General features: G+C 61.4%; 19 protein-coding genes. 13 read left to right on the top strand and 6 right to left on the bottom strand.

Annotated elements, in window-relative coordinates:
* Together dctP and AC3AYF_RS00725 are read right to left on the bottom strand one after the other, a co-directional pair.
* On the bottom strand, positions 1 to 511 hold a 511-nt coding region (gene dctP, locus AC3AYF_RS00730; RefSeq protein WP_487779294.1), incomplete at its 3' end, for a TRAP transporter substrate-binding protein DctP.
* A gap of 117 nt (positions 512 to 628) precedes the next feature.
* Positions 629 to 1,663 (bottom strand): LacI family DNA-binding transcriptional regulator, encoded by a 1,035-nt coding sequence (locus AC3AYF_RS00725; protein WP_295041336.1) that lies wholly within the window; start codon positions 1,661 to 1,663, stop codon positions 629 to 631.
* Positions 1,664 to 1,828: 165 nt separating this feature from the next.
* On the opposite strand from AC3AYF_RS00725, the gene AC3AYF_RS00720 reads away from it, so the two are divergent.
* From AC3AYF_RS00720 to AC3AYF_RS00695, 6 genes are all read left to right on the top strand, one after another.
* A complete protein-coding gene (locus AC3AYF_RS00720) occupies positions 1,829 to 2,335 on the top strand; it encodes a TRAP transporter small permease (RefSeq protein ID WP_295041334.1) in 507 nt (168 codons plus the stop codon).
* A 1-nt stretch (position 2,336) separates the two neighbouring features.
* On the top strand, positions 2,337 to 3,659 hold the full coding sequence (locus AC3AYF_RS00715) for a TRAP transporter large permease (RefSeq protein WP_487779293.1): 1,323 nt from the start codon (positions 2,337 to 2,339) through the stop codon (positions 3,657 to 3,659).
* A 56-nt stretch (positions 3,660 to 3,715) separates the two neighbouring features.
* The gene (gene kduD / locus AC3AYF_RS00710; protein ID WP_295035645.1) at positions 3,716 to 4,456 is read left to right on the top strand and encodes a 2-dehydro-3-deoxy-D-gluconate 5-dehydrogenase KduD; all 741 of its coding nucleotides are present in this window, start codon (positions 3,716 to 3,718) and stop codon (positions 4,454 to 4,456) included.
* 34 nt (positions 4,457 to 4,490) lie between these two features.
* Positions 4,491 to 5,327 carry a 5-dehydro-4-deoxy-D-glucuronate isomerase gene (kduI, locus tag AC3AYF_RS00705; RefSeq protein WP_149436956.1) on the top strand — a complete coding sequence of 279 codons (837 nt, stop codon included), beginning with the start codon at positions 4,491 to 4,493 and terminating at the stop codon, positions 5,325 to 5,327.
* Positions 5,327 to 7,786, top strand: coding sequence for a hypothetical protein (locus tag AC3AYF_RS00700; RefSeq protein WP_295035642.1), 2,460 nt, complete (start codon positions 5,327 to 5,329; stop codon positions 7,784 to 7,786). Before kduI ends, AC3AYF_RS00700 begins: the two co-directional genes overlap by 1 nt.
* Before the next feature lie 125 nt (positions 7,787 to 7,911).
* A complete protein-coding gene (locus tag AC3AYF_RS00695) occupies positions 7,912 to 9,405 on the top strand; it encodes a carbohydrate porin (protein ID WP_295035640.1) in 1,494 nt (497 codons plus the stop codon).
* A gap of 127 nt (positions 9,406 to 9,532) precedes the next feature.
* Here the strand turns inward: AC3AYF_RS00695 and AC3AYF_RS00690 are convergent, their stop codons facing one another.
* Positions 9,533 to 10,408 (bottom strand): glycine betaine ABC transporter substrate-binding protein, encoded by an 876-nt coding sequence (locus AC3AYF_RS00690; protein WP_295035638.1) that lies wholly within the window; start codon positions 10,406 to 10,408, stop codon positions 9,533 to 9,535.
* A 366-nt stretch (positions 10,409 to 10,774) separates the two neighbouring features.
* Here AC3AYF_RS00690 and glpD point away from each other — a divergent pair, with 366 nt between their 5' ends.
* From glpD to AC3AYF_RS00670, 4 genes are all read left to right on the top strand, one after another.
* A complete protein-coding gene (glpD, locus tag AC3AYF_RS00685) occupies positions 10,775 to 12,289 on the top strand; it encodes a glycerol-3-phosphate dehydrogenase (RefSeq protein WP_295035636.1) in 1,515 nt (504 codons plus the stop codon).
* 121 nt (positions 12,290 to 12,410) lie between these two features.
* Positions 12,411 to 13,118 (top strand): MIP/aquaporin family protein, encoded by a 708-nt coding sequence (locus tag AC3AYF_RS00680; protein WP_487779292.1) that lies wholly within the window; start codon positions 12,411 to 12,413, stop codon positions 13,116 to 13,118.
* A 71-nt stretch (positions 13,119 to 13,189) separates the two neighbouring features.
* A complete protein-coding gene (glpK, locus tag AC3AYF_RS00675; RefSeq protein ID WP_295035632.1) occupies positions 13,190 to 14,698 on the top strand; it encodes a glycerol kinase GlpK in 1,509 nt (502 codons plus the stop codon).
* A 386-nt stretch (positions 14,699 to 15,084) separates the two neighbouring features.
* Positions 15,085 to 17,280 carry an OsmC domain/YcaO domain-containing protein gene (locus AC3AYF_RS00670; protein ID WP_487779295.1) on the top strand — a complete coding sequence of 732 codons (2,196 nt, stop codon included), beginning with the start codon at positions 15,085 to 15,087 and terminating at the stop codon, positions 17,278 to 17,280.
* Between the two features lie 18 nt (positions 17,281 to 17,298).
* Here the strand turns inward: AC3AYF_RS00670 and AC3AYF_RS00665 are convergent, their stop codons facing one another.
* Positions 17,299 to 17,697, bottom strand: a complete 399-nt coding sequence (locus AC3AYF_RS00665; RefSeq protein ID WP_295035629.1) for a GFA family protein — start codon at positions 17,695 to 17,697, stop codon at positions 17,299 to 17,301.
* Between the two features lie 181 nt (positions 17,698 to 17,878).
* Between AC3AYF_RS00665 and AC3AYF_RS00660 the strand changes: the two genes are divergently transcribed.
* Complete coding sequence (locus AC3AYF_RS00660; RefSeq protein WP_295035627.1) at positions 17,879 to 19,462, top strand: alkaline phosphatase D family protein; 1,584 nt, start codon at positions 17,879 to 17,881, stop codon at positions 19,460 to 19,462.
* A 120-nt stretch (positions 19,463 to 19,582) separates the two neighbouring features.
* A complete protein-coding gene (locus AC3AYF_RS00655; RefSeq protein WP_487779291.1) occupies positions 19,583 to 20,848 on the top strand; it encodes an MFS transporter in 1,266 nt (421 codons plus the stop codon).
* A gap of 15 nt (positions 20,849 to 20,863) precedes the next feature.
* Here the strand turns inward: AC3AYF_RS00655 and AC3AYF_RS00650 are convergent, their stop codons facing one another.
* Positions 20,864 to 21,487, bottom strand: a complete 624-nt coding sequence (locus AC3AYF_RS00650) for an NAD(P)H-dependent oxidoreductase (RefSeq protein ID WP_295035623.1) — start codon at positions 21,485 to 21,487, stop codon at positions 20,864 to 20,866.
* Positions 21,488 to 21,647: 160 nt separating this feature from the next.
* Between AC3AYF_RS00650 and AC3AYF_RS00645 the strand changes: the two genes are divergently transcribed.
* Entirely contained in the window at positions 21,648 to 22,550 is a 903-nt protein-coding gene (locus tag AC3AYF_RS00645) for a LysR substrate-binding domain-containing protein (protein ID WP_295035621.1), read from the top strand.
* 192 nt (positions 22,551 to 22,742) lie between these two features.
* Here AC3AYF_RS00645 and AC3AYF_RS00640 read toward each other — a convergent pair.
* On the bottom strand, positions 22,743 to 26,956 hold a 4,214-nt coding region (locus AC3AYF_RS00640), incomplete at its 5' end, for a coiled-coil domain-containing protein (RefSeq protein WP_295035619.1).

Raw genomic sequence — 26,956 nt, 5'->3', positions numbered from 1 at the left:
CGCGATTCCAACGACCCTGCAAGGGTCGCTGATGGGGCGTCTCGATCGGCTTGGAGATGGTGTAAAAAGAGCGGGCACCGCTATCGAAAAAGGTCAGTCCCTGAAAACCATCGTCCTTTGTCGCCTGGTAAACGGTCGAGGCGACAGGCCCCCTCATTTTTGCGTAGAAATCGTCTTCATCCTCGAAAATATAGGGGAGAGAAAAGACGCGAAAAACGGGATCGAAGTTTTCCAGACTTGCCGCGCTGACGCGGGTGATATCAACGGCACCATTCTGAAGTTGCTCGAGGACTTCCCGTTCGGAGCCCAACACGCCATTGACGAAAAGACGGATCGACACCTCGCCATCCGTTTTTTCACGGACTTCATCGGCGAACCGTTGAAGCACGACGCTGCTCGGATGATCCTTTGACAACGCGTTGGCCAGCCTCATTCTTACATCGGCATTAGCGCTGGCGATACTCAGAGTTACCACCGAAAATGCGGTGACAACCGTTGTAGATAATTTCATGGTTTTCTCCCGTCTATCCATCCGCAGCCGCGATCGTTTATCGCAACGCTTCCGCAGGGTTCGGATCGATTCTGCCCGGGATGAAAACCAATATCTATATGAAAAAAATTTTCATAACTAGGACTTTAGTCCCGATGAGGAGCGCACTACGAGTTCGCAGGCGAGCTCGACACGACGGGCAATGAAACTTTCATCGAGCACATGTTCGCGCATCAGATTGACCGCGGCCTGACCGATACTGTTCATGGGAACGTGTACCGACGTCAGCGCGGGTGCCAGGAATTCGCCCTGGGGGAGTCCGTCGATACCGACCACCGAGACATCCTGCGGGACCCGCAGTCCGCGGGCGCGGAGTTCCAGCACCACGCCGATGGCGAGGCTGTCGCCGGCGCACAGCACGGCGGTGAAATCGTCGCCCCGATCGAGCCTTGCCGCGATTCCCGCCCTCGCCGCTTCCGGCGTCCACTCCTCGACCTCGACTATGAGGTCGTCCCGATCTGCCTGCACCTCGACGGGCAGCGATTCGAGCCAGCCTTCGCGGCGCCGCTCGATGGTGCGACGGCCCGGGTTGGTGCAGAACAGAATGCGCTGATGCCCCAGGTCGACGAGATACTGGGTGGCGGCCGCCGCCGCTGCGCGATTGTGCGGCGCCCCGCTGGAGAGCTGCATCAACGGGTCGTCGCCATTGACCAGCACGATGGGCTTGGCCAGCGTTCGCGCCTGCGCCAGCACGACTTCGTCGTCCACCGCCAGGAACAGCAGCCCGGCCACTTCCTTCGATGCTTCGGCCTCTTTCAGCAGCGCCAGTTCGCTCTGGCGATCCGGCGCGCTCTGCATCTCGAGTTCCATGTCCAGCAGCTTGGCCTGCGCCTTGATCCCGTAGAGCACATGGGTCGTGAACTGGTTGCGCTGGTAGTCCACCATCGCTCTCGCGCTGGCCAGTACCACGATGCGCTGACCAGCCAGCGTACTGGGTTGTTGGTAATTCAGCTCCCGCGCGGTGGCGAGAATGCGCTCGCGCAGGTCGGCCCGCACCCCCGGCGTCCCCGATAGCGCTCGCGACGCGGTGCTGATCGAAACGTTGCAGTGAGCCGCCACATCGGCAAGCTTCAGCCGCCTTCCCTTTTTCTTCATCGCATTGCCCTTTCGCATTGCCCTTTCGCGGATCCGATAGTTATGACTATTGTATAAGTAATGAAATTTTTTTTCATATTGCAAAATTAAGTTTCGATATTCAATCTTTAAATACCGACCCATTAATCATCATTCAGAAAACGGCACGCTTCTATTTCCGTGGTTCGGTCCCGGAGTGATCTTATGCTTTCGTTCAAGAGATGGCTGGAAAGAGTTCTTCTGGTTTTGATGGCGATGATGTTGATCGCCATGGTCTGCCTGATGCTCTGGCAGGTGACGACAAGATATCTGCTGGGCGTTCCCGCCCTCTATACCGAGGAGACCCTGCGCTTTCTGATGATATGGATGGCGCTGACAGGTGCGGCCTACTGCTTTGGCACCAACAGGCACCTGGCTCTGGACCTGATTCCTTCACTGCTGCCGGAAAAGGCCGGGCGTTTTCTTTATCTCATCAACTCTGTTGTCGTGCTGTTTTTTGCCGGATTCGTCCTGCTGTTGGGCGGGTGGAAAGCCAGCCTATCGGCGCTGACTCAGATGTCGCCAATCATGCAGATTCCGATGGGATACGCCTATTCAATCCTGCCGATATCGGCAGTGATCATCTTCGTCCTCCAGATCCTGAATGTCTTTCTGATCATGACGGGCCGCCTGCGCTTGCCTTACGCCAAATCCGGCGCCGGGGAGCTCTGACATGATTGCCTACATGAACTTCATGGCGGATCCGCTCAACGCCGCGTTCGTCCTGTTCGGTATCTTCTTCCTGCTGCTTTTCATGGGCTCGCCGATAGCGGTGGCGATCGTCTCCTCCTCGCTGCTGGTGGGTATCGCCTATCTGCCTCCGGAAACCGCGCTTTTCATCTCGACGCAGAAGATGTTTTCCGGACTGGACAGCTTCACGCTGTTGGCCATTCCTTTCTTCATTCTGGCCGGCGACATCATGAACAAGGGCGGCATCGCCATTCGCCTGATCGATCTGGCCCGTCTGGTAGGCGGGCGGCTGCCGGGCTCCCTGGCCCATACCAACGTGATCGCCAACATGCTCTTTGGCGCGATTTCCGGCTCCTCGATCGCCGCCGCAGCGGCGGTGGGCGGCACCATGGGGCCACTGCAGCGCAAGGAGGGCTACGCGCCCGACTACGCCGCCGCCGTCAATATCGCCTCCGCCCCCCCCGGCATTCTGATTCCCCCCAGCGGTCCACTGATTCTGTTTTCGCTGGTCTCCGGTGGGACCTCGATCTCGGCACTGTTCATTGCCGGCTATATCCCGGGCATGCTGATGGGCCTGACCGTCATGATCGTGGCGGGCATCATCGCCAGGAAGCGCGGTTACCGGAGCAGCGTTCGCAGCACACCCGGCGAGGCGCTGCAGATCGTTCTTCGCGCCTTGCCGGCACTGGGAATGATCGTGGTGATCATCGGCGGTATCGTCATCGGCGTCTTCACCGCGACCGAGGCGGCGGCGGTCGCCGTGCTCTACGCGTTGATCCTCTCGCTGGCCTACCGCATGACCACGCCCCGGGAATACCTGCACATCTTCTGCCGCTCGGCGATTCTGACCGCCTCCATCCTGTTTCTCATCGCCTCTTCGGGGGTCATGTCCTACGTCATGACGATCGCGGGCATCCCCGACATGATTGCCGATACGATTCTGCAGTTCGACAACCTGATCGTGGTCTTTCTGATCATGAACCTGTGTCTTCTGGTCATCGGCTTTTTCATCGACCTGACCCCGGCCGTACTGATCTTCACGCCCATCTTTCTGCCCATCGCCCAGCAGATGGGCGTGGATCCGGTGCAGTTCGGCATCATGCTGATCTTCAATCTCGGGGTCGGCTCGATGACGCCACCGGTCGGCAGCGTGCTGTTCGTCGGCTGCTCGATCGCCGGACTGCGTATCGACCAGGTCGTGAAACCGATTCTGCCGTTCTTTTTTGCGCTGGTGATCGCCCTGCTGATGGTCACCTACATCCCCTGGCTGTCGCTGGGGCTGCCGCACCTCTTCGGGCTGATGTAATCCGCGGGAACGACAGCCCGATCCATTGGAAAGACTGACGAATCAGAGGAGTTCCCATGTCACGATTTTCACTCACGGGACGCGTGGCGCTGGTGACCGGTGCCAACACCGGCATCGGCCGCGCCATCGCCATCGCCATCGCCGAGGCGGGTGCCAGCGTCATCTGCGCCGGGCGTCGTTCGACGCAGGAGACCGTGGACGCCATCACGGCGAAGGGTGGCACCGCCGAAGTCATGGCCATCGACTTCGCCGACCCCATGGCGGCGAGGGATCTTTTTCAGTCCCGCCGTATCGACGTGCTGGTCAACAACGCCGGCATGATTCGCCGCGCCGACGCCGTCGACTTCACCGAAGCGGACTGGGACGACGTGATCGACGTCAATCTCAAGGCGCTCTTCTTCACCTCCCAGGCGTTCGCCAAAGCGCTGCTGGCGCGTGGGGCCACGGGCAAGATCGTCAATATCGCGTCCCTTCTCAGTTTCCAGGGAGGTATTCGCGTGGCCTCCTACACCGCCTCCAAGCACGGCGTGGCGGGGCTGACCAAGCTGCTCGCCAACGAGTGGGCGGCCTCCGGCATCAACGTCAACGCTGTCGCGCCGGGCTATATCGCCACCAACAACACCGAAGCGCTGCGCAACGACCCCGAGCGCTCGGAGGCGATCCTCGCGCGTATTCCCGCCGGCCGCTGGGGCGAGCCCCGCGATATCGCCGACAGCGCCGTCTTTCTGGCGTCGCCGGCCGCCGACTACATCCACGGCACCGTATTGAACGTGGACGGCGGCTGGCTGGCGCGCTGAGTCCTTTCTCTTCCATCCCTCAGGGAGCAACACCATGAGCATGACCACACGCTACGGCGCCGGCCCCAACCAGATCGACGCCATGGATACCACCGCACTACGTGACACCTTCATGGTCGAGGGGCTTTTCACCCCCGGTGAGATCGCCTTCACCTATACCCATCTGGACCGGATGATCGTCGGCGGCGCCGTGCCTCTTCAGTCTCCGCTGACCTTCGGCGACGGCAGCGAGGTGGGTACGCCGTTCTTTTTCGATGCGCGCGAGATGGGCATTGCCAACCTGGGCCAGCCGGGCTGGATCGAGATCGACGGGGAGCGCCATGCGCTGGCCAACCGCGATGTGCTCTACGTCGGTCGCGGGGCGAAGGAGATCACCCTGGGCAGCGACGAGGCCGACGCACCGGCCCGCTTCTACATGAACTCGGTGCCCGCCGGCGCGGACATCCCCCATCGCCTGATTCCCAAATCGGAAGCGAAGGTCATCACCATGGGCGACGCGGCCAGAAGCAACGTGCGCTCGCTGGCGATGTACGTGCACCCCAAGGTGGCGCCCTCGTGCCTGCTGCTGATGGGGATCACCGACCCGGCCCCCGGTTCGCTGTGGAACACCATGCCGCCGCACCTGCACGAGCGCCGCATGGAGGCCTACTGCTACTTCGATCTGGCCGCCGAGGATCGCGTCATGCACTTCATGGGGCGCCCCGACAACACTCGCCACCTGGTGGTGGCCAATGGCGACGTGGTGCTGTCGCCGGCCTGGTCGATCCACATGGGCGCCGGCACCGGCCCCTACGCCTTCGTCTGGGGCATGACCGGGGAAAACCAGGCCTACGAAGACGTCGATCCCGTTGCCATCGAGAGCCTGCGCTGATGAACCTGCGAGTTGGTGAACCGTTGACCTACTGGCAGGTACTGCCGCTGGTGGAGGCGGCCTACGACGTGGCCGACACCACCATGGAGGGCGAGATGGATTCCACCTTCTTCCTGACCAAGGAGAAGAACTGGATTCCGCACACCTACCCCTGCCGCACCGCCTATATCGCCGAGCGGCGTGACCGACCGCTCGAGCCGCAGCCGCTGCCCGACTGGCGCGCGGCCCGCAACGTGCTACCCATGGGCTCACCGTGGCTGGACCTGTCGGGATTCTGGTTCCGCCCGACACGCATCCGCGGCTGGGCGCGGACCGCCATACGGGCCGAGCGTGCCGGCAAGGCGCGGCTGCGCGCGGGAATCTGCGGCGCGGCACGCCTTTACGTCAATGGCGAAAGCGCCGGCTGGCTGTCGCCGGCGACCCGCAACGCCATGGACGAGACCGAGTTCGAGGCCGAATTGCAGGCCGGCGATAACGACATCGTCTTCCAGTTCGAGGATCTCTGCGAACGCGACGCGGTGATTCGCCTCTCGCTGGTCTGGCTCGACGGCCCCGATGCCCAGGTCGGCTACCCCTTCACGGCCGACCCCGAGACGGTGCGCGAGGTCGAGCGCGCCCTGGAGGCCATGCACCTCGATCGCGCCGTCTACGACGGCGAGGCGATCGAACTGGTCTGCCCCCGGCCGTTCACGCGACCCGTGACGGCCAGCGTGGAGGTCGCCGGGCATTTCATGTCCCACGGCCGCCAGCGATATCAGCTCGAGATCCCTGCTGGCGCGCAGCGGGCACCTCTCTGCGAGTCCCGTGAACTGCCCGCCGACTACCGCTATTTCGATATCACGTTCGACCACGATGGCTTCGTCACCGACCTGCGACTGGGGGCGGAGATCACCCGGCGTACCGCGCTGGGCACCCCCGCCGCGGAGCTGCACGACCGCATCGACGAGACGCTGGCCTGGATCGCCGCCAACGCCGAGTCGGATACCGAACGCGCCCTGGCCTGCCTTGACGAGGGCAGCGAGGCGATGCGCGCCACCGCCGAAAGGATCATCGAGGCGGAGCTGCCGGCCATCGAGCAGTGTTACGACTGCGCCGATTTCTCGCTGGTACCGCTGCTGTGGGCGCGAATCCAACACGGGCACTGGCTGGCGCCGGCACTGGTGGCACGCATCGATGCCGCCATCCTCGACTACCGCTACTGGATGGACGAACCGGGCAACGACGTGCAGTGGTACTTCTCCGAGAACCACGCCCTGCTCTTCCACACCGCCTGCTACCTGGCCGGCCATCTGCATCCGGAAGCGCGCTTCCGGCGCTCGGGGCGCACCGGCGCCGAGCAGCGCGAGACGGGGCGCCAACGGCTGATGGCGTGGTTCGACCATTTCGAGAAGGCGGAGATGGCCGAGTTCAACTCCGCGCCCTACTTCCCGATCGATCTCAAGGGCTTCACCGCGATTTTCGCCCTCGGCCCCGACGACGATCTGCGCCAGCGGGCGGCGCGGGCCATCGAGCGGCTGGCCACGATCGTCGCCAACTCGGCGCATCAGGGCGTTCTCACCGGCGCCCAGGGGCGCAGCTACCAGCACTCATTGTGTGTCGCCGACACCCTGGAACTGACCGGGCAGGCGCGTCTGCTGTGGCGCACCGGCAGCTTCGGCGCCCATGTCCACTGCCTGGCGCAGCTGGCGCTGTGCCTGCGAGATCATGGCCTGCACTTGCCCGAGACGCTCGAGCAGCGCGCCTGCTGGCAGACCGACCAGGGCCAGGAGTGGTCCTATCAGCAGGGCGAGAACGGCTTTTCCCGGCTCTACCACTACAAGACCCGCGACACTGCCATGGGCAGCGCCGCCCGCTACCGCTGGTTCGAATGGGGGTATCAGGAAACCCTGCTGCAGGCCCGGGTTGGCCGCGAGCCCCACGCCCAGATCTGGATCAACCACCCGGGCGAACGGGTACAGGCGGGCTTTGGTCGACCTTCGTTCTGGGGCGGTTCGGCCAGCATCCCGCGCGTCCAGCAGTACCGCCAGTTAGCGCTGGTGATGTTCGACGGCGACGAGGCCCAGCCCGATTTCACCCACTGCTGGTTCCCCACTCCGGCGTTCGACGAGTGGCGACTCGATGAGCGCGGCGCCGTGGCGCGTTCGGGGCACGGCGTGCTGGCGCTGACCACCAGCGAAACACCCGAGCTGATGACGCGCGGCGCCTCGGCCCATCACGAGCTGCGCGTTCCCGGGCGCCAGAGCTGGTGGATCGTACGGCTGGGACGCGGATCCTCGGCGGAAGCGTTCCTCGCGCGTTATCAACTCACCCCCGTGCGCGAGCAGCAAGCCTGGGTCGTCGAAGACCCGGAGTATGGCCGCGTGCTGTTCCATGACGACGGTCGGGTGGAGGCCGAAGGGCGCCTCATCGATCCCGACGCGTTCACCCTGGCGGGCCAGCGCGAAAGGCTCGCCGACTAGCCCGGATTCAACCCCCTGAAGTCCGCTTCTCGAGGGAGGGGAGAGCATCGGCTCTCCCCTTCCGGGGAGCACTCATGCCCGAAAACCAATAACAACGGCTCACCCAAGGTACGAAGGATACTAGAATGAAAAACTCCTCCCGGCTGATTCTCTCCTCCCTGGCCCTGTCCCTGGGCACCAGCACATCGGCCATTGCGGACGATGCCGACCTGGCAGCTCGTCTCGAGGCGCTGGAGGCTCGGGTAGCCGCCGCCGAGCAGCGTGCCCGGGACGCCGAGGCGAACGTGGCGCGAGTCGAATCGGAGCGTCGTCCTGACGACAGCAGCGACTATGAAACGCGCCTTGCCGCTCTGGAAAAGGAGGTCGACAGCGGGGACGAGTTCTCCTTCAGCGCCTACGCCCGGTCGGGGCTACTGCTGGGTAACGACGGCAAGAGCATCCCCGGCGGCCCTTATGTCACGCCGGCCGGCTCGGTGGGCGGCGCGGTGGGCCGGCTCGGCAATGAGCCGGACACCTACGTCCATGCTCGCTTCAATCATCTGAAAACTTACGAAAACGGCGCCAGGCAGCGGTTCCAGTTCGCCCTCGCCGATTCGGTCACCACCAGCAACGACTGGACCGCCGATGAATCCAGCCTCAATGTCCGCCAGGTGTTCGTCGAGCTTTCCGAGCTGCCCAGCTTCGAGGGCACCGCGTTGGAGAACGCCACGCTCTGGGCCGGCAAGCGCCTGGACCGCAACAACTTCGACGTCCACTGGGTCGACAGCGATGTGGTCAAGCTGGCGGGCGTCGGCGGCGGCGTCTACGACGTCGAGCTGGGCGACGACTGGCGCGGTAACTTCACGCTCTACGGCCGCAGCTTCGACGATTTCAGCGTCGATCCGGAAAACACCGAGATCAGCGCCGACACCGATAGCCTGGTGCTGACCGCCAACAACTATGTCGGCCCCTGGCAGGTCATGCTCAGCGCGCTCTCCGCCAACGACAACGACCAGCGCATCGTCGATGGCAGCGGCACCGCTGCCGACAGCGGCGTGCACGGGATGCTGGCCTACCGCGGCGACAGCTTCTTCGGCCTGGGCGAAGGCACCTTCATGGCCGCGCTGCTACACGGCGAGGGCCTCGGCGCGGAGGTCAAGCAGATCGGCGCCAACGGCGAGCTGCTCGACGACGCCCGTGCGACACGCCTGGCCGTCTACGGCACCACCTACCTCTCCCCTCACTGGCGCATCGCACCGTCGCTGCTGGCCGAGGTCAGCAAGGATCGTTTCGTCCATGACGACGACTACTTCTGGGCCTCTTTCAACACCCGTCTTGCCAACGAGATCACCGAAAACTTCGAGATGCAGTATGAAGCCAGTTACCAGACCATGGATCTCGACCCCCAGGGCTACAAGGGACGCCAGAAGGTACAGGGCAATTTCGGCAAGTTGACCGTCGCTCCGACCTTCAAGCCATTCGTGGGCGGCTTCTTCCAGCGTCCGGAACTTCGCGTCTTCGCGTCCTATATCACCTGGGACGACGAACTCAATGACTTCGCCAGCGACGACGCCTTCGGCGAAAAGGGTTATGCCGGCAGTCAGTGGAGCTTTGGAATGCAAGCGGAGACCTGGTTCTAGAGACGCGCCCGCTATCGGCTCAGAGAGCGGTGGGTGGATAACCGTTTTCCAGCACCGGGGGCGCTCTTTACCTCGCGAGGCTCGTCACGCAGCCTCGCGAGTCAAGATACCCGCCAATGCCGCCAGCTCAGCCAGCCTCTTCGCCAGCGGCCAGCCATTCATCGACCTGGTCCCGATTCTCTTCGAGCCAGGTCCGCGCTCCAGCCACCGGGTCGCCTTGAGCTTCGATCTCCGACATCAGCGTGCCGAGGCTTTGGTCGCTCATGTGCCAGGCATCGAGCACCGCGGTCAGCCAGGGGTCGTCCTCGGCGAAGCCCTGACGCGAGAACCAGTAGATGGTGTCGCCATCACCGTAGATATTCTCGGGATCCTCGAGATACTTGAGATCATAGTCGGCAAACGCCCAGTGCGGATTCCACAGCGTCACCACGATCGGCTCTTCACGCATGTAGGCGCTGTCGAGCGCGGACATCATCGCCGGCTCCGAGCTGTTGACCTGCGCCAGCGGTAGATCGTAGGTCTCGATGGCCGCGTCGGTCATGCCAGCAATGGCGGAACCCGGATCGATACCCAGGATCGTGGGACTCCCCTGATACTCGAACTCGTCAGCGTGTTTCGCCAGCTCCGGAATGGTATCGATATCGACGTAGCTCGGCACGACCAGCCCCAGCCCGGTCTTGTCGTACCAGGCAGCGTGAACCTCGAGCGTGTCCTTGTAGGGTGCGAGAAATTCCTTGTCGGTATGCGGCAGCCATATCTCCAGCGACAGATCAATATCATCGGCGGCCATCCCCGCGTAAAGCGCGCTCTTGCCGACGGCCGACAACTCGACGTCGTAGCCGTGATTCTCCAGCACCAGCTTCCACAGGTTGGCGACGGCGACGTTCTCCGCCCAATTGTTGGTGCCGATGGTCAGTGTCTTCTCCTGCGCGAAGGCGTGAACCGGTGAGAGGGACATCGCAGTGAAAACCGTGGCTGCCAGCGGGCAAAGCATCTTTCTCATAACGGAGACTCTCTATTTTTTATATCATTCGAGAAAAAATCGTTATGAGTATCGCTCAAAGCGCACGCGTTTTCAGCTACGGATCTGAGCTTTAGCACCCGGCTGGCCCTCGAATTCCAGAGAGAGGCCCCGCCTCACACGGGCCATGTTCTGATACGAATAGCGAATATTCACAAATGTCGATTTAATTTTTCACTGATGAACATTTCCACCAGAGAATTAGCATTACGTACCCGTTTGATTTTTAATTAAATTTTCCACAACCAAGCACAGAAGAGTCTAAACACTACGACTTTCTGCTTAGTTCATCAGGTTCAATTTCGCGCCACAATGATCTCAAGTGAACATCAATGAGCAGATCCGAACATGGCCAACGAAAGCTACGATCTGATTGTCATCGGCGGCGGCATCAACGGCGCCGGCATCGCCCGGGATGCCGTGGGCCGCGGTCTTTCGGTACTGCTGGTGGAGGCCGATGACCTGGCCAGCCATACCTCCTCGGCTTCCACCAAGCTGATCCACGGCGGCCTGCGCTATCTGGAGCAGTACGAGTTCAAGCTGGTGGCCAAGGCACTCGCCGAGCGCGAGATACTGCTCAAGGCCGCGCCGCACATCATCTGGCCGATGCGTTTCATCCTGCCCCATCAGAAGCATCTGCGGCCGGCCTGGATGATCCGAATCGGCCTGTTCATGTATGACCACCTGGGCGGACGACAGACGCTGGCTGGCTCACACGGCGTCAAGTTCGCCGATCATGCGGCCGGTATTCCGCTCAAGCCCGAGTTCACCAAGGGCTTCGCCTACTCGGATGCCTGGGTTCAGGATGCCCGCTTGGTGGTGCTCAACTGCATGGATGCGGCCAGCCGCGGCGCGCGGGTCATGACGCGTACCCGTGCAGCGGCTGCAGTGCGCCATGCCGACGGCTGGCGGGTAATGCTCAAGACGACCGACGGCGCGACGACCGAGGTGCACTCGCGCGGACTGGTCAATGCAGCCGGCCCCTGGGCGGCGCGCTTCCTGGACGATATCGCCTCCCAGGATCACCCGTATTCGCTGCGCCTGATCAAGGGCAGCCATATCGTGGTGAACCAGCTGTTCGACCACGACTACGCCTACATCTTCCAGCAGCCGGACGGGCGCATCGTCTTCGCGATTCCCTACGAACACGATTTCACGCTGATCGGCACGACCGATGTCGAGCATGAGGGCGAGCCGGACAGGATCGCCATCGAGGAGGACGAGATTCGCTATCTCTGCGACGCCGCCAATCGCTATTTCGAGCAGCCGATCGGTCCCGACGATGTCGTCTGGAGCTATTCCGGCGTACGCCCCCTGCTCGACGATCGCGAGGACAACGCCAGCGAAATCACCCGCGATTACCGCATCCAGCTCGATCTCTCCGGCGGCGCCCCGCTGCTCAACGTCTTCGGCGGCAAGCTGACGACCTATCGGCGCCTGGCCGAGGACGCCGTCGACAAGCTGGCTCCTGAGCTGGGTAACCGTGAACCCGCCTGGACCGGCAAGGGTCATCCACTGCCCGGCGGCGAGAACGCCAACCCCTGGGAGCTGGTCGAGTCGCTGCAGGCCAGCCACGCCTTCATCCCGCCGCGCACGGCCGACCGTTGGGTCTTCAACTACGGCACCCGGGTCATGAAACTCCTCGGAGAGACACAAAGCCTTGCCGATCTCGGCGAACACTTCGGCGCCGATCTCTATGCCGCCGAAGTCGATTACCTGCGCCAACACGAATGGGCCCGGACCGCGGATGACGTCCTCTGGCGACGATCCAAGCTCGGTCTGCGGCTCGACGAGAGCGAAAAGCGTCGGCTCGCCGATTACCTGGCCTGCCCGTCTCCGGCAGCGATGCAGGGGGAAACGTAGCCGACGAACGCGCCACGCCTCGACAACCGATCGCAACGTCGTCGTGACGCAGTCATCCGGGCCATGCCGGCCGTAACATCACTCACAGTTAAGGAAGACCATGGGAGTCATAGAAACGATAGTGCTGCATGAGATTGCCGGTACGGCGTGCATGACGCTGCTCGGCTGCGGCGTGGTGGCCAACGTGCTGCTCAAGAAGACCGGCGGTCACAATGGCGGACCGCTGCTGATCTTCTTCGGCTGGGGACTCGCGGTCTATTGCGGGGTGTGGATCGCGTTCGACACCGGCGCCCACCTCAACCCGGCCATCACGCTCGCGCTGTTGCTGGGTCCGGCCACCGAGTACGCGGACGGCATTCCCATCACCCTGGACAATACGCTGGCCTATTTCACGGGCGAGTTCGTGGGTGCCTGGCTGGGAGCCGTGCTCTGCTACCTTTGTTACAAGAAGCAATACGACGACACCGAGGATGCCACCACCATTCTGGCGACGTTCTCGACCATCCCCACGATCCGATCGCGCTTCTGGAACTGCGTGACCGAAGCCATCGGGACATTCGTGCTGGTGTTCGTCATCATCATGTTCGGTCATACACCCAACGGGCTCGGTCCGCTGGCTGTGGCATTGCTGGTGGTCGCCATCGGCGCGTCGCTGGGCGGGCCAACGGGCTACGCGATCAACCCCGCCCGGGATATGGGGCCACGGCTGGCCCATGCCATGTTGCCGATCCGGAGCAAGGGTTCCAACGACTGGAGTTACGCATGGGTTCCGTTCGCGGGCCCGATCATTGGCAGCAGCCTCGCTGCACTCGTCGCAACGGTCTATTGAGCCGCCACGGGCTATTCAGAGACACGTCGACTCCTCATTCAGGACTCACCATTCAGAAGGACAGGTTTCTCATGAGTGACAAGAAGAAGTATGTTCTGGCCATCGATCAAGGCACCACCAGCTCGCGAGCCATGCTGTTCGACCACGACGGCAAGATCGCCGGCGTCGCCCAGCGGGAGTTCGAGCAGATCTTCCCGCGTCCGGGCTGGGTCGAGCACAACCCCCGCGACATCATGACCAGCGTGCTGACCACCCTGACCGAAGTGATCAACAACACCCAGGTCGATGTCGAGGAGATCGCCGGCATCGGCATCACCAATCAGCGTGAGACCACGGTGATCTGGGACAAGCACACCGGCCAGCCGGTCTACAACGCCATCGTCTGGCAATCGCGGCACTCGGCCGAGATCTGCGACGAGCTGCGCGAAGCGGGCCACGCCGACATGGTCCGCGACAAGACCGGCCTGGTGATCGACGCCTATTTCTCAGGCACCAAGATCAAGTGGATCTTCGATAATGTCGACGGCGTCAGGGAGAAGGCCGAGAAAGGCGATCTGCTGTTCGGCACCATGGACTCCTGGCTGATTTGGAACCTGACCGGCGGCGCCGAACACGTCACCGACGTGACCAACGCCTCGCGCACGCTGATGTTCAACATCCGTGAACGCCAATGGGATCCGGAACTGCTCGAGCTGTTCGGCGTGCCGGAATCGATGCTGCCCGAGGTCAAGTCGTCCAGCGAAGTCTACGGTCACGTGCTGCCGAAGTTCTTCTTCGGCACAAAGCTTCCGATCGCGGGCATCGCCGGCGACCAGCAGGCGGCGCTGTTCGGTCAGGCCTGCTTCAAGCCCGGCATGGCCAAGAACACCTACGGCACCGGCTGCTTCACGCTGATGAATACCGGCAGCGAGGCCACGACATCGGACAACGGGCTGTTGACGACCATCGCCTGGGAGATCAACGGCGAGGTCGAATACGCCCTGGAGGGGGCCATCTTCGTCGCCGGCTCCGTGGTCCAGTGGCTGCGTGACGGGCTGCGCATGCTCGGCAAGTCATCGGACTCCGAAGCCTACGCCGAGCGCGCCGGAAGCAACGACGGCGTCTATCTGGTACCGGCCTTCACCGGTCTCGGCGCGCCCTACTGGAACTCCAACGTGCGTGGGGCGATGTTCGGCCTGTCGCGGGGCACCAGCAAGGAGCAGTTCATTCGCGCCGCCATCGAATCCATGGCCTATCAGACGGCCGACGTGCTCGAGGCGATGCAATCCGATTCCGGTATCGAACTGACCGAACTGCGCACCGACGGCGGCGCCATCGCCAACAACTTCCTGGCCCAGTTCCAGGCGGACATTCTCAACGTCGACGTACTGCGCAGCGAGATCAGCGAGACCACGGCGCTCGGCGCCGCCTACCTCGCCGGACTGGCACTCGGATTCTGGGAATCCCGCGAGCAGATCTCCGAGCAGTGGGCGATCGAACGCCGCTTCGAACCCATGATGGGTAAAGATCGACGCGACGAGCTGTACGACGGCTGGAAGCGGGCGGTGCAGGCCACCATGGCGTTCCAGGTCGCCTCCTAAGAACGCATTTCCAAACACTTGTGATGATGGGCGTCGGGGGGCAAGGCGAAGCGAGGGTCCCTTGCCATGGATGGCAAGGGTAGCGCCCAGGGAGGGGTTTACAGCGCCCTCGCGAAAGCTTGCCACCGAGAAAGCCCATCCCTTCCACGGTCATGAAAGAAACTTTAAGAGCACCCCGCCGCGCCTCGGATAAGCTCGCACCCTGAAAGACAGCGCCCGAGTCCTCCGAGCCAGGGGACTCGGGCCTTGTCGTGCATCGGCCGAAGACGTCTCCGAGCCAGCAGTCTCCCGATCCCCCCAAGACACCTCGCCTTCAAACCCGGATAATGGCCGCCATTCGCCCGGCCGACGCCCGGGCCACGCCATTCAGCAACCCGGTCCGCCCCATGGAAATCAAGGTCAACTATCTCGACAACCTGCGCCAGGAAGCCAAGTTCGACGACTTCACGGTGATCACCGACCAGCCGATCCGCTACAAGGGCGACGGCTCGGCGCCGGGGCCGTTCGACTACTTCCTCGCCTCCACGGTGCTCTGCGCGGCCTATTTCGTGCGGGTCTACTGCAACGCCCGCGAGATCCCCACCGAGAACATCCGGCTGTCGCAGAACAACATCGTCGACCCGGAGAACCGCTACAACCAGATCTTCCGCATCCAGATCGAGCTGCCGGCGGACATCTCCGACAAGGATCGCACCGGCATTCTGCGCTCCATCGAGCGCTGCTCGGTCAAGCGGGTGATCCAGAACAACCCCGAGTTCCAGATCGAGGCGGTGGAGAACATCGACGAGAACGCCCAGGCGCTGCTGATGGGCGGCTCGCTCGACAAGGACGGCGAAAACCAGGAGACCTGGATCGAAGGCAAGGACCTGCCGCTGGAGCGGACCATCGCCAACATGACGGGTATCCTCGAGCGTCTCGGCATGAAGATCGAGATCGCCTCCTGGCGCAACATCGTGCCCCACGTCTGGTCGCTGCACATTCGCGACGCCGCCTCGCCGATGTGCTTCACCAACGGCAAGGGCGCGACCAAGGAAGCGGCGCTCTGCTCGGCACTGGGCGAGTTCATCGAGCGCCTCTCCTGCAACTTCTTCTACAACGATCAGTTCTTCGGCACGGAGATCGCCGCCAGCGAGTTCGTCCACTACCCCAACGAGCGCTGGTTCCAGCCGGGGCCGGACGACGCGCTGCCCAGCGAGATTCTCGACGACCACTGCCGCGCGATCTTCGACCCGGAGGGCGAGCTCAGAGGCTCGCACCTCTATGACACCAACTCCGGGCGCACCGACCGCGGCATCGTCTCGCTGCCGTTCCAGCGCCACTCGGACGACGAGACGGTGTGGTTCCCGTCGAACCTGATCGAGAACCTCTATCTCAGCAACGGCATGAGCGCGGGCAACACCCTCGCCGAAGCGCAGGTGCAGTGTCTCTCCGAGATCTTCGAACGGGCGGTGAAGCGCCAGATCATCGAGCAGGAGATCGCGCTACCGGACGTGCCCGAGGCGGTGCTGGCGAAATACCCGACGATTCTCGAAGGCGTGCAGGCGCTGGAAGCCCAGGGCTTCCCGGTGCTGGTCAAGGATGCCTCCCTCGGCGGACGCTTCCCGGTGGCTTGCGTCACCCTGATGAACCCGCGTACCGGTGGCGTGTTCGCCTCCTTCGGCGCGCACCCCAGCCTGTCGGTCGCCATCGAACGCAGCCTCACCGAGCTGCTGCAGGGGCGCAGCTTCGAAGGCATGAACGACCTGCCGCCACCCACCTTCAACGCCCAGGCGGTGAGTGAACCGAACAACTTCGTCGAGCACTTCATCGACTCTTCCGGCGTGGTGTCGTGGCGCTTCTTCAGCGCCAAAGCGGACGTCGACTTCGTCGAGTGGGACTTCTCCGGCACGAACGACGCGGAGGCCGAGCGCCTGTTCGCGATTCTCGACGACGAGGGGCTGGAAGCCTATGTCGCCACCTTCGAGGATCTCGGCGCCCCGGTGTGCCGCATCCTGGTGCCCGGCTACTCCGAGGTCTATCCGGTCGAGGATCTGGTGTGGGACAACACCAACATGGCGCTGGCCTTCCGCGAGGATATCCTCGCCCTGCACCGCCTCGATGAGGCGCAGCTGACCGACCTGCTCGAACACCTGGAAGAGAGCGAGCTCGCCGAGCAGATGAAGATCGTCACCCTGATCGGGATCGAATTCGACGACAACACCGTGTGGTCGGAGCTGACCATCGCCGAGCTGAAGCTGCTGATCCAGCTGGCGCTGGGGCGCCTGGAAGTCGCCCTGGACGGCGCGCAGATGTTCTTGCAGTTCAACGACAACACCGTCGACCGCGGACTCTTCTATCAGGCACTGTCGGCGGTGCTCGAGATCGCCCTGGACGACGATCTCGACCTCGACGACTACCGCCACAACCTGACCCGGATGTTCGGCGAGGCGAAGATGGCAGACGCCATCGGCGCAGTGGACGGCTCGGTGCGCTTCCCCGGACTGACGCCCACCAGCTTCGAGCTCGAAGGCATCGAGCGCCACCAGCGCCTGCTCGAGAGCTATCACAAGCTGCACGCCTGGCGGGCAGCCCAGGCGCGCTGATCGGCGCTGCCCCCGCCGTCACCGGTCGGCCGGGTGATTCACGCCATCGCCGACCGGGATCGGCCCGGGCAGGTCGAAGGGATCGACGCCTTCCAGGCAGGCGATGTTGTAGCCGTACTGGTCCGGATTGGAACGCCGCTGATGGTGAGTGTAGATACCGCAGTTGCCGCAGAAATAGTGCCGTGCGGTCATGGTGTTGAACTGATAGCGACGCAGGGTTTCCTCTCCGCTGACGATGCGCAGTCCCGCCAGCGGCACGCTCGCCACGATCGCGCCGCGGCGTCGACACATCGAGCAGTTGCAGCGACGCGGATCGACCACGCCATCGGGTAGTTCGAGTTCGAGCACCACCGCACCGCAGTGACAGACTGCACGGTGGCGTGGCTGAATATCGGTACTGCCGATGCGCTTGATCATCTAGCCCCCTTGCGCTCCCGCGCTCCGTCGCCGCTCTCTGCAGCATAGCGCCACGACGCTAATCTTCACCATCATCAAACGATTACGTCTCTTCACATATCTCTGCCTCCGCTTCATGCAAGCGTCACGGGACGGCGCTAGCCTGCCGCTCATCGACGACCATTCTTCGAGGAGACGAGATATGCCGACACAACGAAAGCCCTTCACGAGACGCGACTTCCTGGCCGCCAGCGGCCACGTAGGGCTCGGTGTGGCGGGAATCGGGCTCCTCGGCGCACCGGCGATCGTACTGGCCGAGGGGCGACGCCCAACGGTGGAAGGCGGCGTGATGAGCGGCGACGTGCTGCCGGACCGCGCCATGCTGTGGGGAAGAGCGAGCATGCCGTCGCGGATGCTGGTCGAGGTCGCCGACAACCCGGAGTTCCGTGGTGCGCGCCAGTTGCCCTGGATCGATGTGCTGCCCGGCACCGACCTGACCGGCAAGATCGATGCCAACGGCCTGCAGGGCATGAACACCGTTCACTACCGGGTGCGATTCGCCGCGCTGGGCGATTCACGGGCGGCGAGCGAGCCGGTGGTCGGACGGCTGCAACTGCCGCCATCCCAACCGAGAGACATTCGCTTTGTCTGGTCCGGTGACGTGGTCGGCCAGGGCTGGGGCATCGATGAATCCCGCGGTGGCATGCGCACCTGGGAGACGATGCGCCAGGTTCGGCCTGATTTCTTCATCCACTCCGGCGATACGGTCTACGCCGACGGGCCGCTGGAAGCGCAGACCGAGCTTCCCGATGGCGGCGTGTGGCGCAACATCGTCACGCCGGCCAAGCAGAAGGTCGCCGAGACGCTGGACGAATATCGCGGCCAGCACGCCTACAACCACCTCGACGCCAACTTCCGCCGCTTCGCCGCCGAAGTGCCGATGCTGGCCCAGTGGGACGATCACGAAACGACCAACAACTGGTATCCGCAGGAGATCCTCGACAACGATCGGTACACGGAAAAGAACGTCGCGCTGCTCGCCGCCCGCGGCCGTCAGGCGTTTCTCGAGTACATGCCGATCCGCCTGCCCGCTTCCGCCCCGCAGCGGATCTATCGCCGTTTCTCCTACGGGCCGGGGATGGAGGTATTCATGCTGGACATGCGCAGCTATCGCGGCCCCAACAGCACCAACCTGCAAGGCGAGGAGTCCTCGGCCACCGCGTTCCTGGGCGAAAACCAGTTCCGCTGGCTGCGACAAGCGCTGAACGACTCCACCGCGACCTGGAAGATCATCGCCGCCGACATGCCCATCGGCATGGTGGTACCGGACGGCGATCGGTTCGAAGCGATCGCCAACAATGATCCCGGCCAGCCTCTTGGCCGCGAGCTGGAGATCGCCCGATTGCTCCAGGCCATTCGTGACGACGATATCCGTAACGTGGTCTGGTTCACCGCCGACGTGCACTACACTGCCGCCCACCACTACGCCCCGGAGCGCGCCAGCTTCAAGGCGTTCAAGCCGTTCTGGGAGTTCGTCAGCGGACCGCTCCACGCCGGCACCTTCGGCCCCAGCGAGATGGACGCTACCTTCGGCCCGGAGGTGACCTTCTTCAAGGCCCCGCCGGAGGGCCAGTCCAACCTGCCGCCTTCGGCGGGCTACCAGTTCTTCGGCCAGGCCGATCTGGACGCCGAGAGCGAGACGCTGACCGTCCGGCTGAAAGACAGCGACGGCAGGACGCTGCACACCCAGGTACTGGAGCCCGAGCCCCGTTCCGCCAACGCCTGAGGCCGGCTGGCGGTCGGCGCCGAGGTCACACCAGCTTGCCCGGATTCATGATGCAGGCAATATTCTGGGAGATGAGCGATATCCGTTAAGCTGGCTGACGGCCTCTCGAGATTGAAAATCATGGCAAAGACAACCGCGCACCAACCCACGGCGCGTAGCCGAATCGGGCTGGATGGTCTGAACTTCTTCCTGGCCGACGTTCGCGATGGTGTGGGGCCGTTTCTCGGCATCTACCTGTTGACCCGCCACGAGTGGAGCGCCGGACAGATCGGCGTGGCGATGCCCGCGATGACCTTCGCGACGATGCTCGCACAGAGTCCGGCGGGCATGTTGCTGGATATCACGCGCTTCAAGCGGGCGCTGGTGGCCGTGGCGACACTCGTCGTCGCCATCTGCAGCGTGCTGATGACCCAGCCGGCTTTCGTCAATTTGCCGGCCATCGTGATGTTCCAGGCGCTGATGGGGGTGAGTGCGGCTTTCCTGCTGCCCGCGGTGGCGGCGATGACACTGGGAATGGTCGGCAATCGACGCTTCCCGCACCGCCAGGGACGCAACGAAGTGTTCAACCATGCCGGCAACGTGGTTTCGGCATTGCTGGCGGGCGCGCTGGCTCACTTCCTGAGTATCGAGTGGCTGTTCTATGCGCTGGTGATCTTCGCGCTCGGCAGCCTGATCAGTGTACTCGTGATCCGGGAGGCGGACATCGACCACGCCGCCGCCCGCGGCAAGACCGAGAACACATCGCCGGTCGACGGCAGCATCCTGCATGTGCTGAAGAATCGCCGCATATTGATGCTCGGCCTGACGCTGGTGCTATTCCATTTCGCCAACGCCGCGATGCTGCCGCTGGTCGGTCAGTATCTGACCATCGGCGATCGCGATGCCGCCTCGCTGTACATGTCCGCCTGCATCGTGATCGCGCAGCTGGTGATGATTCCCGTGGCGTGGTGGGCGGGCCGAAGGGCAATGAGCTGGGGCCGCCTGCCGGTTTTCATGATCGGGCTCCTGGCACTGCCATTGCGTGGCGCGCTCTATGCCGTCAGCAACGACCCGCTATGGCTTTTGATGGTGCAGGCGCTGGATGGCATCGGCGCCGGTATCTTCGGCGTACTGTGGCTGATCGTGGCCGCCGATCTCACCCACGGAACAGGGCGTTACAACGTCACGGTAGGCGTACTCGGCACCCTGTTCGCCATGGGGGCCGCGAGTTCGAACCTGGTCGCGGGCTATGTGGTGGAAGCCACCGGATACGCCGGTGGCTTCCTGTTCCTGGCCGCCTTCGGTGTGCTCGCGCCCATTGTCTACCGGCTGGGCGTCGGCGAGACTCGTCCTGACGACGCCGGGCACGCTGCCGTTGGCAACGAGAATTCCATCCCAGCCGCCTAGCCGGTGCGATGCGCTTCAGGCGGTGACGGTCGGGCGGACTCCACGGTTCGACATCGCGACGTCGGTGAAAAGCTCCCGCAGATGGCGGCGATATTCAGCGGTATGGCGCTCGACGTCCGGCATCTTCATCACGTCGTTGGCGATGAACGTCGGCAACCCTTCCAGTCCGACGAAGGCCTGTGACTTGTGGAATGCGAAATAGACACCGTCCACGCCCTTGCCGTCGAAGAAGTTGCCCGGCTCGTCGAAGGCTTCCCGCGGTGCGTTCCAGGTCAACGACAACATGTAGCGCCGGCCCTGAAGCAGGCCGCCGCTGCCGTACTGCTTGGAGGGGTCCTGCCGCGAACGGCCGTCATTGGCATAGAGCGAGCCGTGGCCGGCGGTGAAGACCTCATCGATGTAGCGCTTCACGCTCCAGGGCGTGCCCATCCACCAACCCGGCATCTGGTAGACGATGACATCCGCCCACAGATAGTTCTGCACCTCGGCGTCGATATCGTAGCCTTGCTCGATCACCGTCTCGCGGAGCTCGTGCCCCAGCTCCGCCAGCTGCGCGACGGCGACGGCGTGGAAGGTATTGTTGAGCTCACCGCCGGAATGGGCGAACGGCTTGCCACCGTTGATCAACAGGATCTTCATCTCGAATGGTTCTCCATCAATACTGATTAGGCGACACTCGGCAATTACCGAGCACGGCGGAATGAAAGCCATTGTGACGAGAAACTGCCACGGATAAACCGTCCGGCCGGCAAGTCACTTTTGATCTAAAATCAACAAAACCTCGCAATGCGGCAACACGATGAAAAGCACCCTGGAAGAGCAGCAAGCCTTTGTCGCCGTGGTCGACAGCGGCTCCATCACCGCCGCCGCCGAACGGCTCGGCCTGACCGTCTCCGGCGTCAGCCGCGCACTCAACCGGCTGGAGCGGAAGCTCGAGACGACGCTGCTGAGACGAACCACGCGACGCCTGGAGCTGACCGAGGAGGGAGAGACGTTCCTGGGGCACGCCCGCTCGATTCTTGCCGCCGTCGACAGCGCCGAGGAGGCGATCGCCAACCGCCATGACCGCCCCCGCGGCCGCTTGCGCATCAATGCAGCGCCGAGCTTCATGCAGTTCGTGATCGTGCCGATCGTCGGCGAATTCCGCGACCGCTTTCCGGGCATCACCCTGGAACTCGACACCCACGACCGCTTCATCGACCTGCTGGAACAGCGCGTCGATCTCGCCATCCGTATTGGCGAACTCGAGGACTCCTCGCTGCATGCTCGGCCGCTGGGCCACAGTCCACTGCGTCTTCTGGCCAGCCCGGATTATCTCAAGCGTCACGGTGCGCCCCGCGGCGTCGGCGATCTAGCGCACCACAGCCTGCTCGGCTTCAGCCAGCTCGACCATCTCAATGACTGGCCGCTGCTCGACGCCCGCGGCGAGCCGTTTCACGTGAAACCCTCGCTATCGGCGTCCAGCGGCCCCACGCTGCTGGAGCTCGTCCTCGCAGGCGAGGGTATCGCCTGTCTCGCCGACTACATGACCCTCGCCCCACGCCGAAGCGGCGCTCTCGTCGACGTGCTGCCCGAGCAAACCCGGTTCCGGACCCAGCGCATCAATGTCGTCTACTATCGCCAGACCGCGCTCTCGCAACGTGCGCGGCTGTTCATGGATTTTCTCGCCGAGAAACTACCGGAGAAGTATTTAAGAATCTAAATTTCCATTCAATAAAACCAGCGAAAGCTTCGTGAATCGCGCCACGAACTCATGGTAAGGACATCCCGATATCGTGCGCTGTCAGTGCACGATACCGAGACGACAACATCGACGTATTCCCCGATACGGCAATATCGCCAGATTCTATGTCTAGATCGAGGAGCCTGGGCGGAAGCTGGTTGAGCGTTGATGTTACGGCCCCTGATGATCCGTCAGCAAGCTGTCAAGAGGATCACCGTCAATCTCGAACACCGGATTATCTTCCGTAATGGGGCGCTCCCCGATAATCTGGAACCAGCTATCGAGATCGGCATTGCTGATTTTATTATCCGAATCGTCCTGCTTGTGGAATGTGTCAAGTAGATCGAAGAACTCCTCATGCTCGAGCAGGAACTTGGCCGCGTCCCTTTCAGCATCAGATCGATCGCTATCGTCTCTGATCTTCTCAAGATTATTCTTACTTACAATATCGTCCCCACCATTCCAATCGTTCCAGTTCTCGGCAATAGTACTGATCTCTTCCTTGTTATCTTCGAAGAACTCTTCACCGTGGACCTGCAAATCCACTTCATCGAGATGATTTTCAAAAAAACTCTCTGGAATATTGCCATTTTCCGCGACCTCTTCGGTAAAGGCTTCATAGAGCTCCGGCTGAGCATCCCACACGGGCACATCCTTGGAGAAGAACTCCTCATAAAGCGGGCTCGGTTCTTTTCGTTCAAAGATAGGATTATCGTCGGTCTCGGGACGCTCGCCAACGAACTGTAGCCAAGAGTCGATATCTGCGGTACTGGCTTTGTTGTCCGCATCTCCTCCATTATGAAACGTATCCAGCAGATCAAAAAACTCCTCGTTGTCCAGTAGGAATTGCGCGGCCTTCTGATCCATCTCGGTGCCGATTTTCTTGTGCACGACCCGCTCGAGATCTTTCTTGCTCACCAAGTCGTCGGCGCCGGACCAGGTCCAACTATACTCTGGCATGCCGGATCCCGGATCGTCAGACAGCCCTAGCCGTCCGCCGAGCCCACCGCTACCACTATCACCGTTATCATCATCGGAATCCCCATCATCGATCTTGTAGTCGCCGGGGGTATCTCTGTCCCAATGGTCAGCGATGTAATCGATGATCTCCTTGTTGTCTTGATAGAATCCGTCGTCGTAGTAGATATTTTCCGGTGCATCTCCCGCGCCTTCTTCACCTTCAAATGCAGCGGCGGAGTGAATCAAAAAATTGAGTTTCTCTCCCCAGTCATCCTCCATCACGCCATAGCTATCGAGATCCTGAAAATCGCCGAGGACCTCCTTTTCTTTTTCTCGATTTTTCTGCTGGCTGATAACCAGGCCAAGAATGAGGCTAACAGCTCCCACTGCTACGCCAACGACGTTCAGTCCAGGCACGACGCCCAGTCGAGAGACCGCACCCAGTGCCCGCAAGGGGGCAAAGCGCGCCCCGGGACTGATGGTCGACCCAGCGATCTCCGCGGCGCCGGCCGCCGTGAACCCGGCTCCCGACACGATGCCGAGAGAAGCATTGGCCTTATCCATCGCATCGCCATTTTGCAGCGCGGCATCAAGGCCCATGCCCGCCACGGCGACATCGAGTATGCCACCGCCAAAATTGGTCATATAGCCGATTCCCTTGAGCGCCGGCCCAAAGAGATTGACCTTGTCGGTATCGGTCGGTGTCGACGTGCGTCTGACGTCGTCATTGATACCTTCAATGTTCTCGACCTCCGGTATTTGCGTGCCCGGAGGCAGCGCCCCGCTCATGGCGAATTGGTCACCGCGCCCCGCGGCACCGGCGTTATCAAGCGCCTGGTTGAAACCATCGTAGACATGGTCACCACCGCCGCTACTTCTTGAAGCCGTATCACTCAGCGGGTCAAGATCCCGGATGTCGCTTGTGGTCTGATTTTGCAGATCGTCAAAGAGCTCTTGACTGTTCTTGAAGGAAATATCGGCAGCGTTGATATCGTCGATAAGCTCATTGGTAAGCTTGGACTTTTCATCCATCCCATCAAGAAAGAACTTCCGGTCGGCATCGCTGAGATTTGAATCGTTCTCGTAGAGATCTCTAAGCTCGGAGTTATCTTTCTTCAAATCTTTGAGAAGGCTGTCCATCTGGCTCTTCTCAGACTCGCTAAACCCACCTCTTAACTCCGCTGCGGAAAGGATCTGTTCGACTTTCGCTTGCTTCACCAAACTATCATCATGGAGTTCGATTGCCTTTAGGTGAAGCTGCCTCCTCTCGTCGGCTTCTGTAAACGCCTTTTGAGCCTCCGTGTCTTTTCCGTTCGATACGTCTTCGGAAACCTCGTCCATACGCTTGTCAATGTCATCCCTACGATCGAGCTGTTGTTGCTTCTGCTCATCGGTCAGATCAGGATCGTTTTCAATCAGCGCTCTCTCTTCTGAAATACCATCTTGTATCTTATCGACGGCATCCTGAACCTTTTCTTTCTGTTCATCACTTAGGTCCTCTTTTATCTCCATCAGTGCCGAAAGCTCAGACCAACCCTTGTCGATCTTCTGGCGAGCTTCCACTCGTTCGTCAGGAACGAACTCTTCTTTCGTACCGGTATTTTTCTTGTAAGTATCGTATAGCTCCTTGTCCAGGCCAAGCGCTTCAATCATACCCTTTTGACCGAAGAGCGACTTGAAACCATTACCCATATAATCAAGCGTATTCAGAGTACCCGGTGTACAGCCAATGAAAACGAGTATTCCGCGCGCAACAGCCATACGCTCTTCGGGAGAATCACCGAAATCGTCTCCGGAACGTCGATAAATGGCATTTGCCAGCGCCACCAGCCCGCCAATGGCAAAAGTCGCTTCTCGATCAATGAAGGTTTTAAACCCCGATTTTAGCTCTTTAGTGACCCTACCTGAATCTTTAAGCCCTGCGTCTCTTACGGCATTATCGACACGATCGCTGATATCACCGAAGTCCAGCTTACCGGCCTTCGTCCCTTTCAGCGCTTCCTCCTTCAAAGCATCCGTCAGAACGTCTTTGACGATCTTTATTTTATTGAACTGCTCCTTTTCCTTATCGGTCAACTTATCGAAGCCAGCCGGCTTTCCGTCATCACCAGCCTTCAGGGAATCGATCGCCTGCCAGACGCGCGTACTCGCCTGGAGGCCAAAATTGGAGTAGATAATGCCAGTAAGCATCGGTTTGACGAGATCGCTGGCAACCTGCTCTGCACGCTCCTCACTCTCCGCGCTAATATCCCCGCTACCATATTCGTCGTCAATCTCGTCCATGGCGCCGCCAACGTCCATGGTCAGGCTTTTGGCGGTAATCTGGTTCTGAGCCTCTTCCGCTTTCTCCGGGTCCAGTGTTGCCAACACACTGAGGTCGTTATGCATCCGGTTCTGGGCCTGCTGCTTCAGACCATCATCGTCCAGATCCTTTATTGCCAGAAGATACTCATCCCCTTTCTCACCGGTCATCGAAGAGTAGATTTTATCTACGAGTGCATCTTTATCCTTCAACTTGTCGGTGGCGTCCGACATCATTTCTTCTGAGAGCTCAGCAAAATCCTCATCACTGAGAAGTCCTTCCAGCTCCTCGCTCAAAGCCTGTTCATCAACGAGGCCCCGAACGTCACTCTCCGACATCATTTGCGTGCTGTCGGCGTAGTCCGATCTATCACCACCGGCAATGTCCACGACCTGATAAGGAAGAATTTCAATACCGTTTTTTAGATCCGACTTCAACTCCATGAGTCGGATGTACTTATCCAGTTTATCCTTGAGTTCTTTATCGTTGGTATCGTCTCTTTTGTCTTTCAGGTTCTGCATGAAGAGATCACCCACGGAAAGGGACTCTCCATCCTCTTCAACCGTAGTTTCCGCCCCCATCAGGTCCGTTTCGCTCGCGAGTGGCAGGTCCCGGTCCCGGAAGGGGTCATCGGCTTCACCGCGATGCTTGTCTGCGGCATAGTCCGTGATGGTTTCATAGTGCTGTGGAGTTCTGGATTCGAGCACTACCAGCGTTTCACCGTCTTTATGGATGAGCTTGACGCCTTCGACGAGTTTACCCTTCTCGTCGGTAACGTTCTCGACTTCGTCGTCTCCACTTAACACGGGAATGTCATCGCTACCGTTGAGCAATTCATACTCGTCGCTGTCGACTTTTTCTTCGATTCCATCCCAGGTATCTTTGAGATTCTTGATTTGTTGATAGACCTCAGGCGTATACTCCTCAGAAACGGCGTAGCGCTTGCCATCACTGTCTTTATAGATAAGGGTTCCACCCTCGGTGCTAAACGCATCGATATCATCGACCGTAATCTGAACGCCGGAGTGGAAGTCATCACTGCCACCCCCGAATTCGGAGTACTCGAAGTCATTCAGGCCGGTAGGAAGGGTAACCTCGGAATCAGGGGTAATGACCTCGAAGC

Source organism: Salinicola sp., from assembly GCF_982684285.1.
The sequence above is the reverse complement of the archived record's forward strand: the minus strand, read 5'-3'. Positions and strand labels throughout refer to the sequence as shown.

What these genes read in the sequence shown, in the direction of transcription:
- AC3AYF_RS00660 (WP_295035627.1), top strand. Translation starts at nt 17,879, where the DNA reads ATGCCGACACAACGAAAGCCCTTCACGAGACGCGACTTCCTGGCCGCC.
- AC3AYF_RS00670 (WP_487779295.1), top strand. Translation starts at nt 15,085, where the DNA reads ATGGAAATCAAGGTCAACTATCTCGACAACCTGCGCCAGGAAGCCAAG.
- glpK (WP_295035632.1), top strand. Translation starts at nt 13,190, where the DNA reads ATGAGTGACAAGAAGAAGTATGTTCTGGCCATCGATCAAGGCACCACC.
- AC3AYF_RS00650 (WP_295035623.1), bottom strand. Translation starts at nt 21,487, where the DNA reads ATGAAGATCCTGTTGATCAACGGTGGCAAGCCGTTCGCCCATTCCGGC.
- kduI (WP_149436956.1), top strand. Translation starts at nt 4,491, where the DNA reads ATGAGCATGACCACACGCTACGGCGCCGGCCCCAACCAGATCGACGCC.
- AC3AYF_RS00665 (WP_295035629.1), bottom strand. Translation starts at nt 17,697, where the DNA reads ATGATCAAGCGCATCGGCAGTACCGATATTCAGCCACGCCACCGTGCA.
- kduD (WP_295035645.1), top strand. Translation starts at nt 3,716, where the DNA reads ATGTCACGATTTTCACTCACGGGACGCGTGGCGCTGGTGACCGGTGCC.
- AC3AYF_RS00700 (WP_295035642.1), top strand. Translation starts at nt 5,327, where the DNA reads ATGAACCTGCGAGTTGGTGAACCGTTGACCTACTGGCAGGTACTGCCG.
- AC3AYF_RS00695 (WP_295035640.1), top strand. Translation starts at nt 7,912, where the DNA reads ATGAAAAACTCCTCCCGGCTGATTCTCTCCTCCCTGGCCCTGTCCCTG.
- AC3AYF_RS00720 (WP_295041334.1), top strand. Translation starts at nt 1,829, where the DNA reads ATGCTTTCGTTCAAGAGATGGCTGGAAAGAGTTCTTCTGGTTTTGATG.
- AC3AYF_RS00725 (WP_295041336.1), bottom strand. Translation starts at nt 1,663, where the DNA reads ATGCGAAAGGGCAATGCGATGAAGAAAAAGGGAAGGCGGCTGAAGCTT.
- AC3AYF_RS00645 (WP_295035621.1), top strand. Translation starts at nt 21,648, where the DNA reads ATGAAAAGCACCCTGGAAGAGCAGCAAGCCTTTGTCGCCGTGGTCGAC.
- AC3AYF_RS00715 (WP_487779293.1), top strand. Translation starts at nt 2,337, where the DNA reads ATGATTGCCTACATGAACTTCATGGCGGATCCGCTCAACGCCGCGTTC.
- AC3AYF_RS00690 (WP_295035638.1), bottom strand. Translation starts at nt 10,408, where the DNA reads ATGAGAAAGATGCTTTGCCCGCTGGCAGCCACGGTTTTCACTGCGATG.
- glpD (WP_295035636.1), top strand. Translation starts at nt 10,775, where the DNA reads ATGGCCAACGAAAGCTACGATCTGATTGTCATCGGCGGCGGCATCAAC.
- AC3AYF_RS00655 (WP_487779291.1), top strand. Translation starts at nt 19,583, where the DNA reads ATGGCAAAGACAACCGCGCACCAACCCACGGCGCGTAGCCGAATCGGG.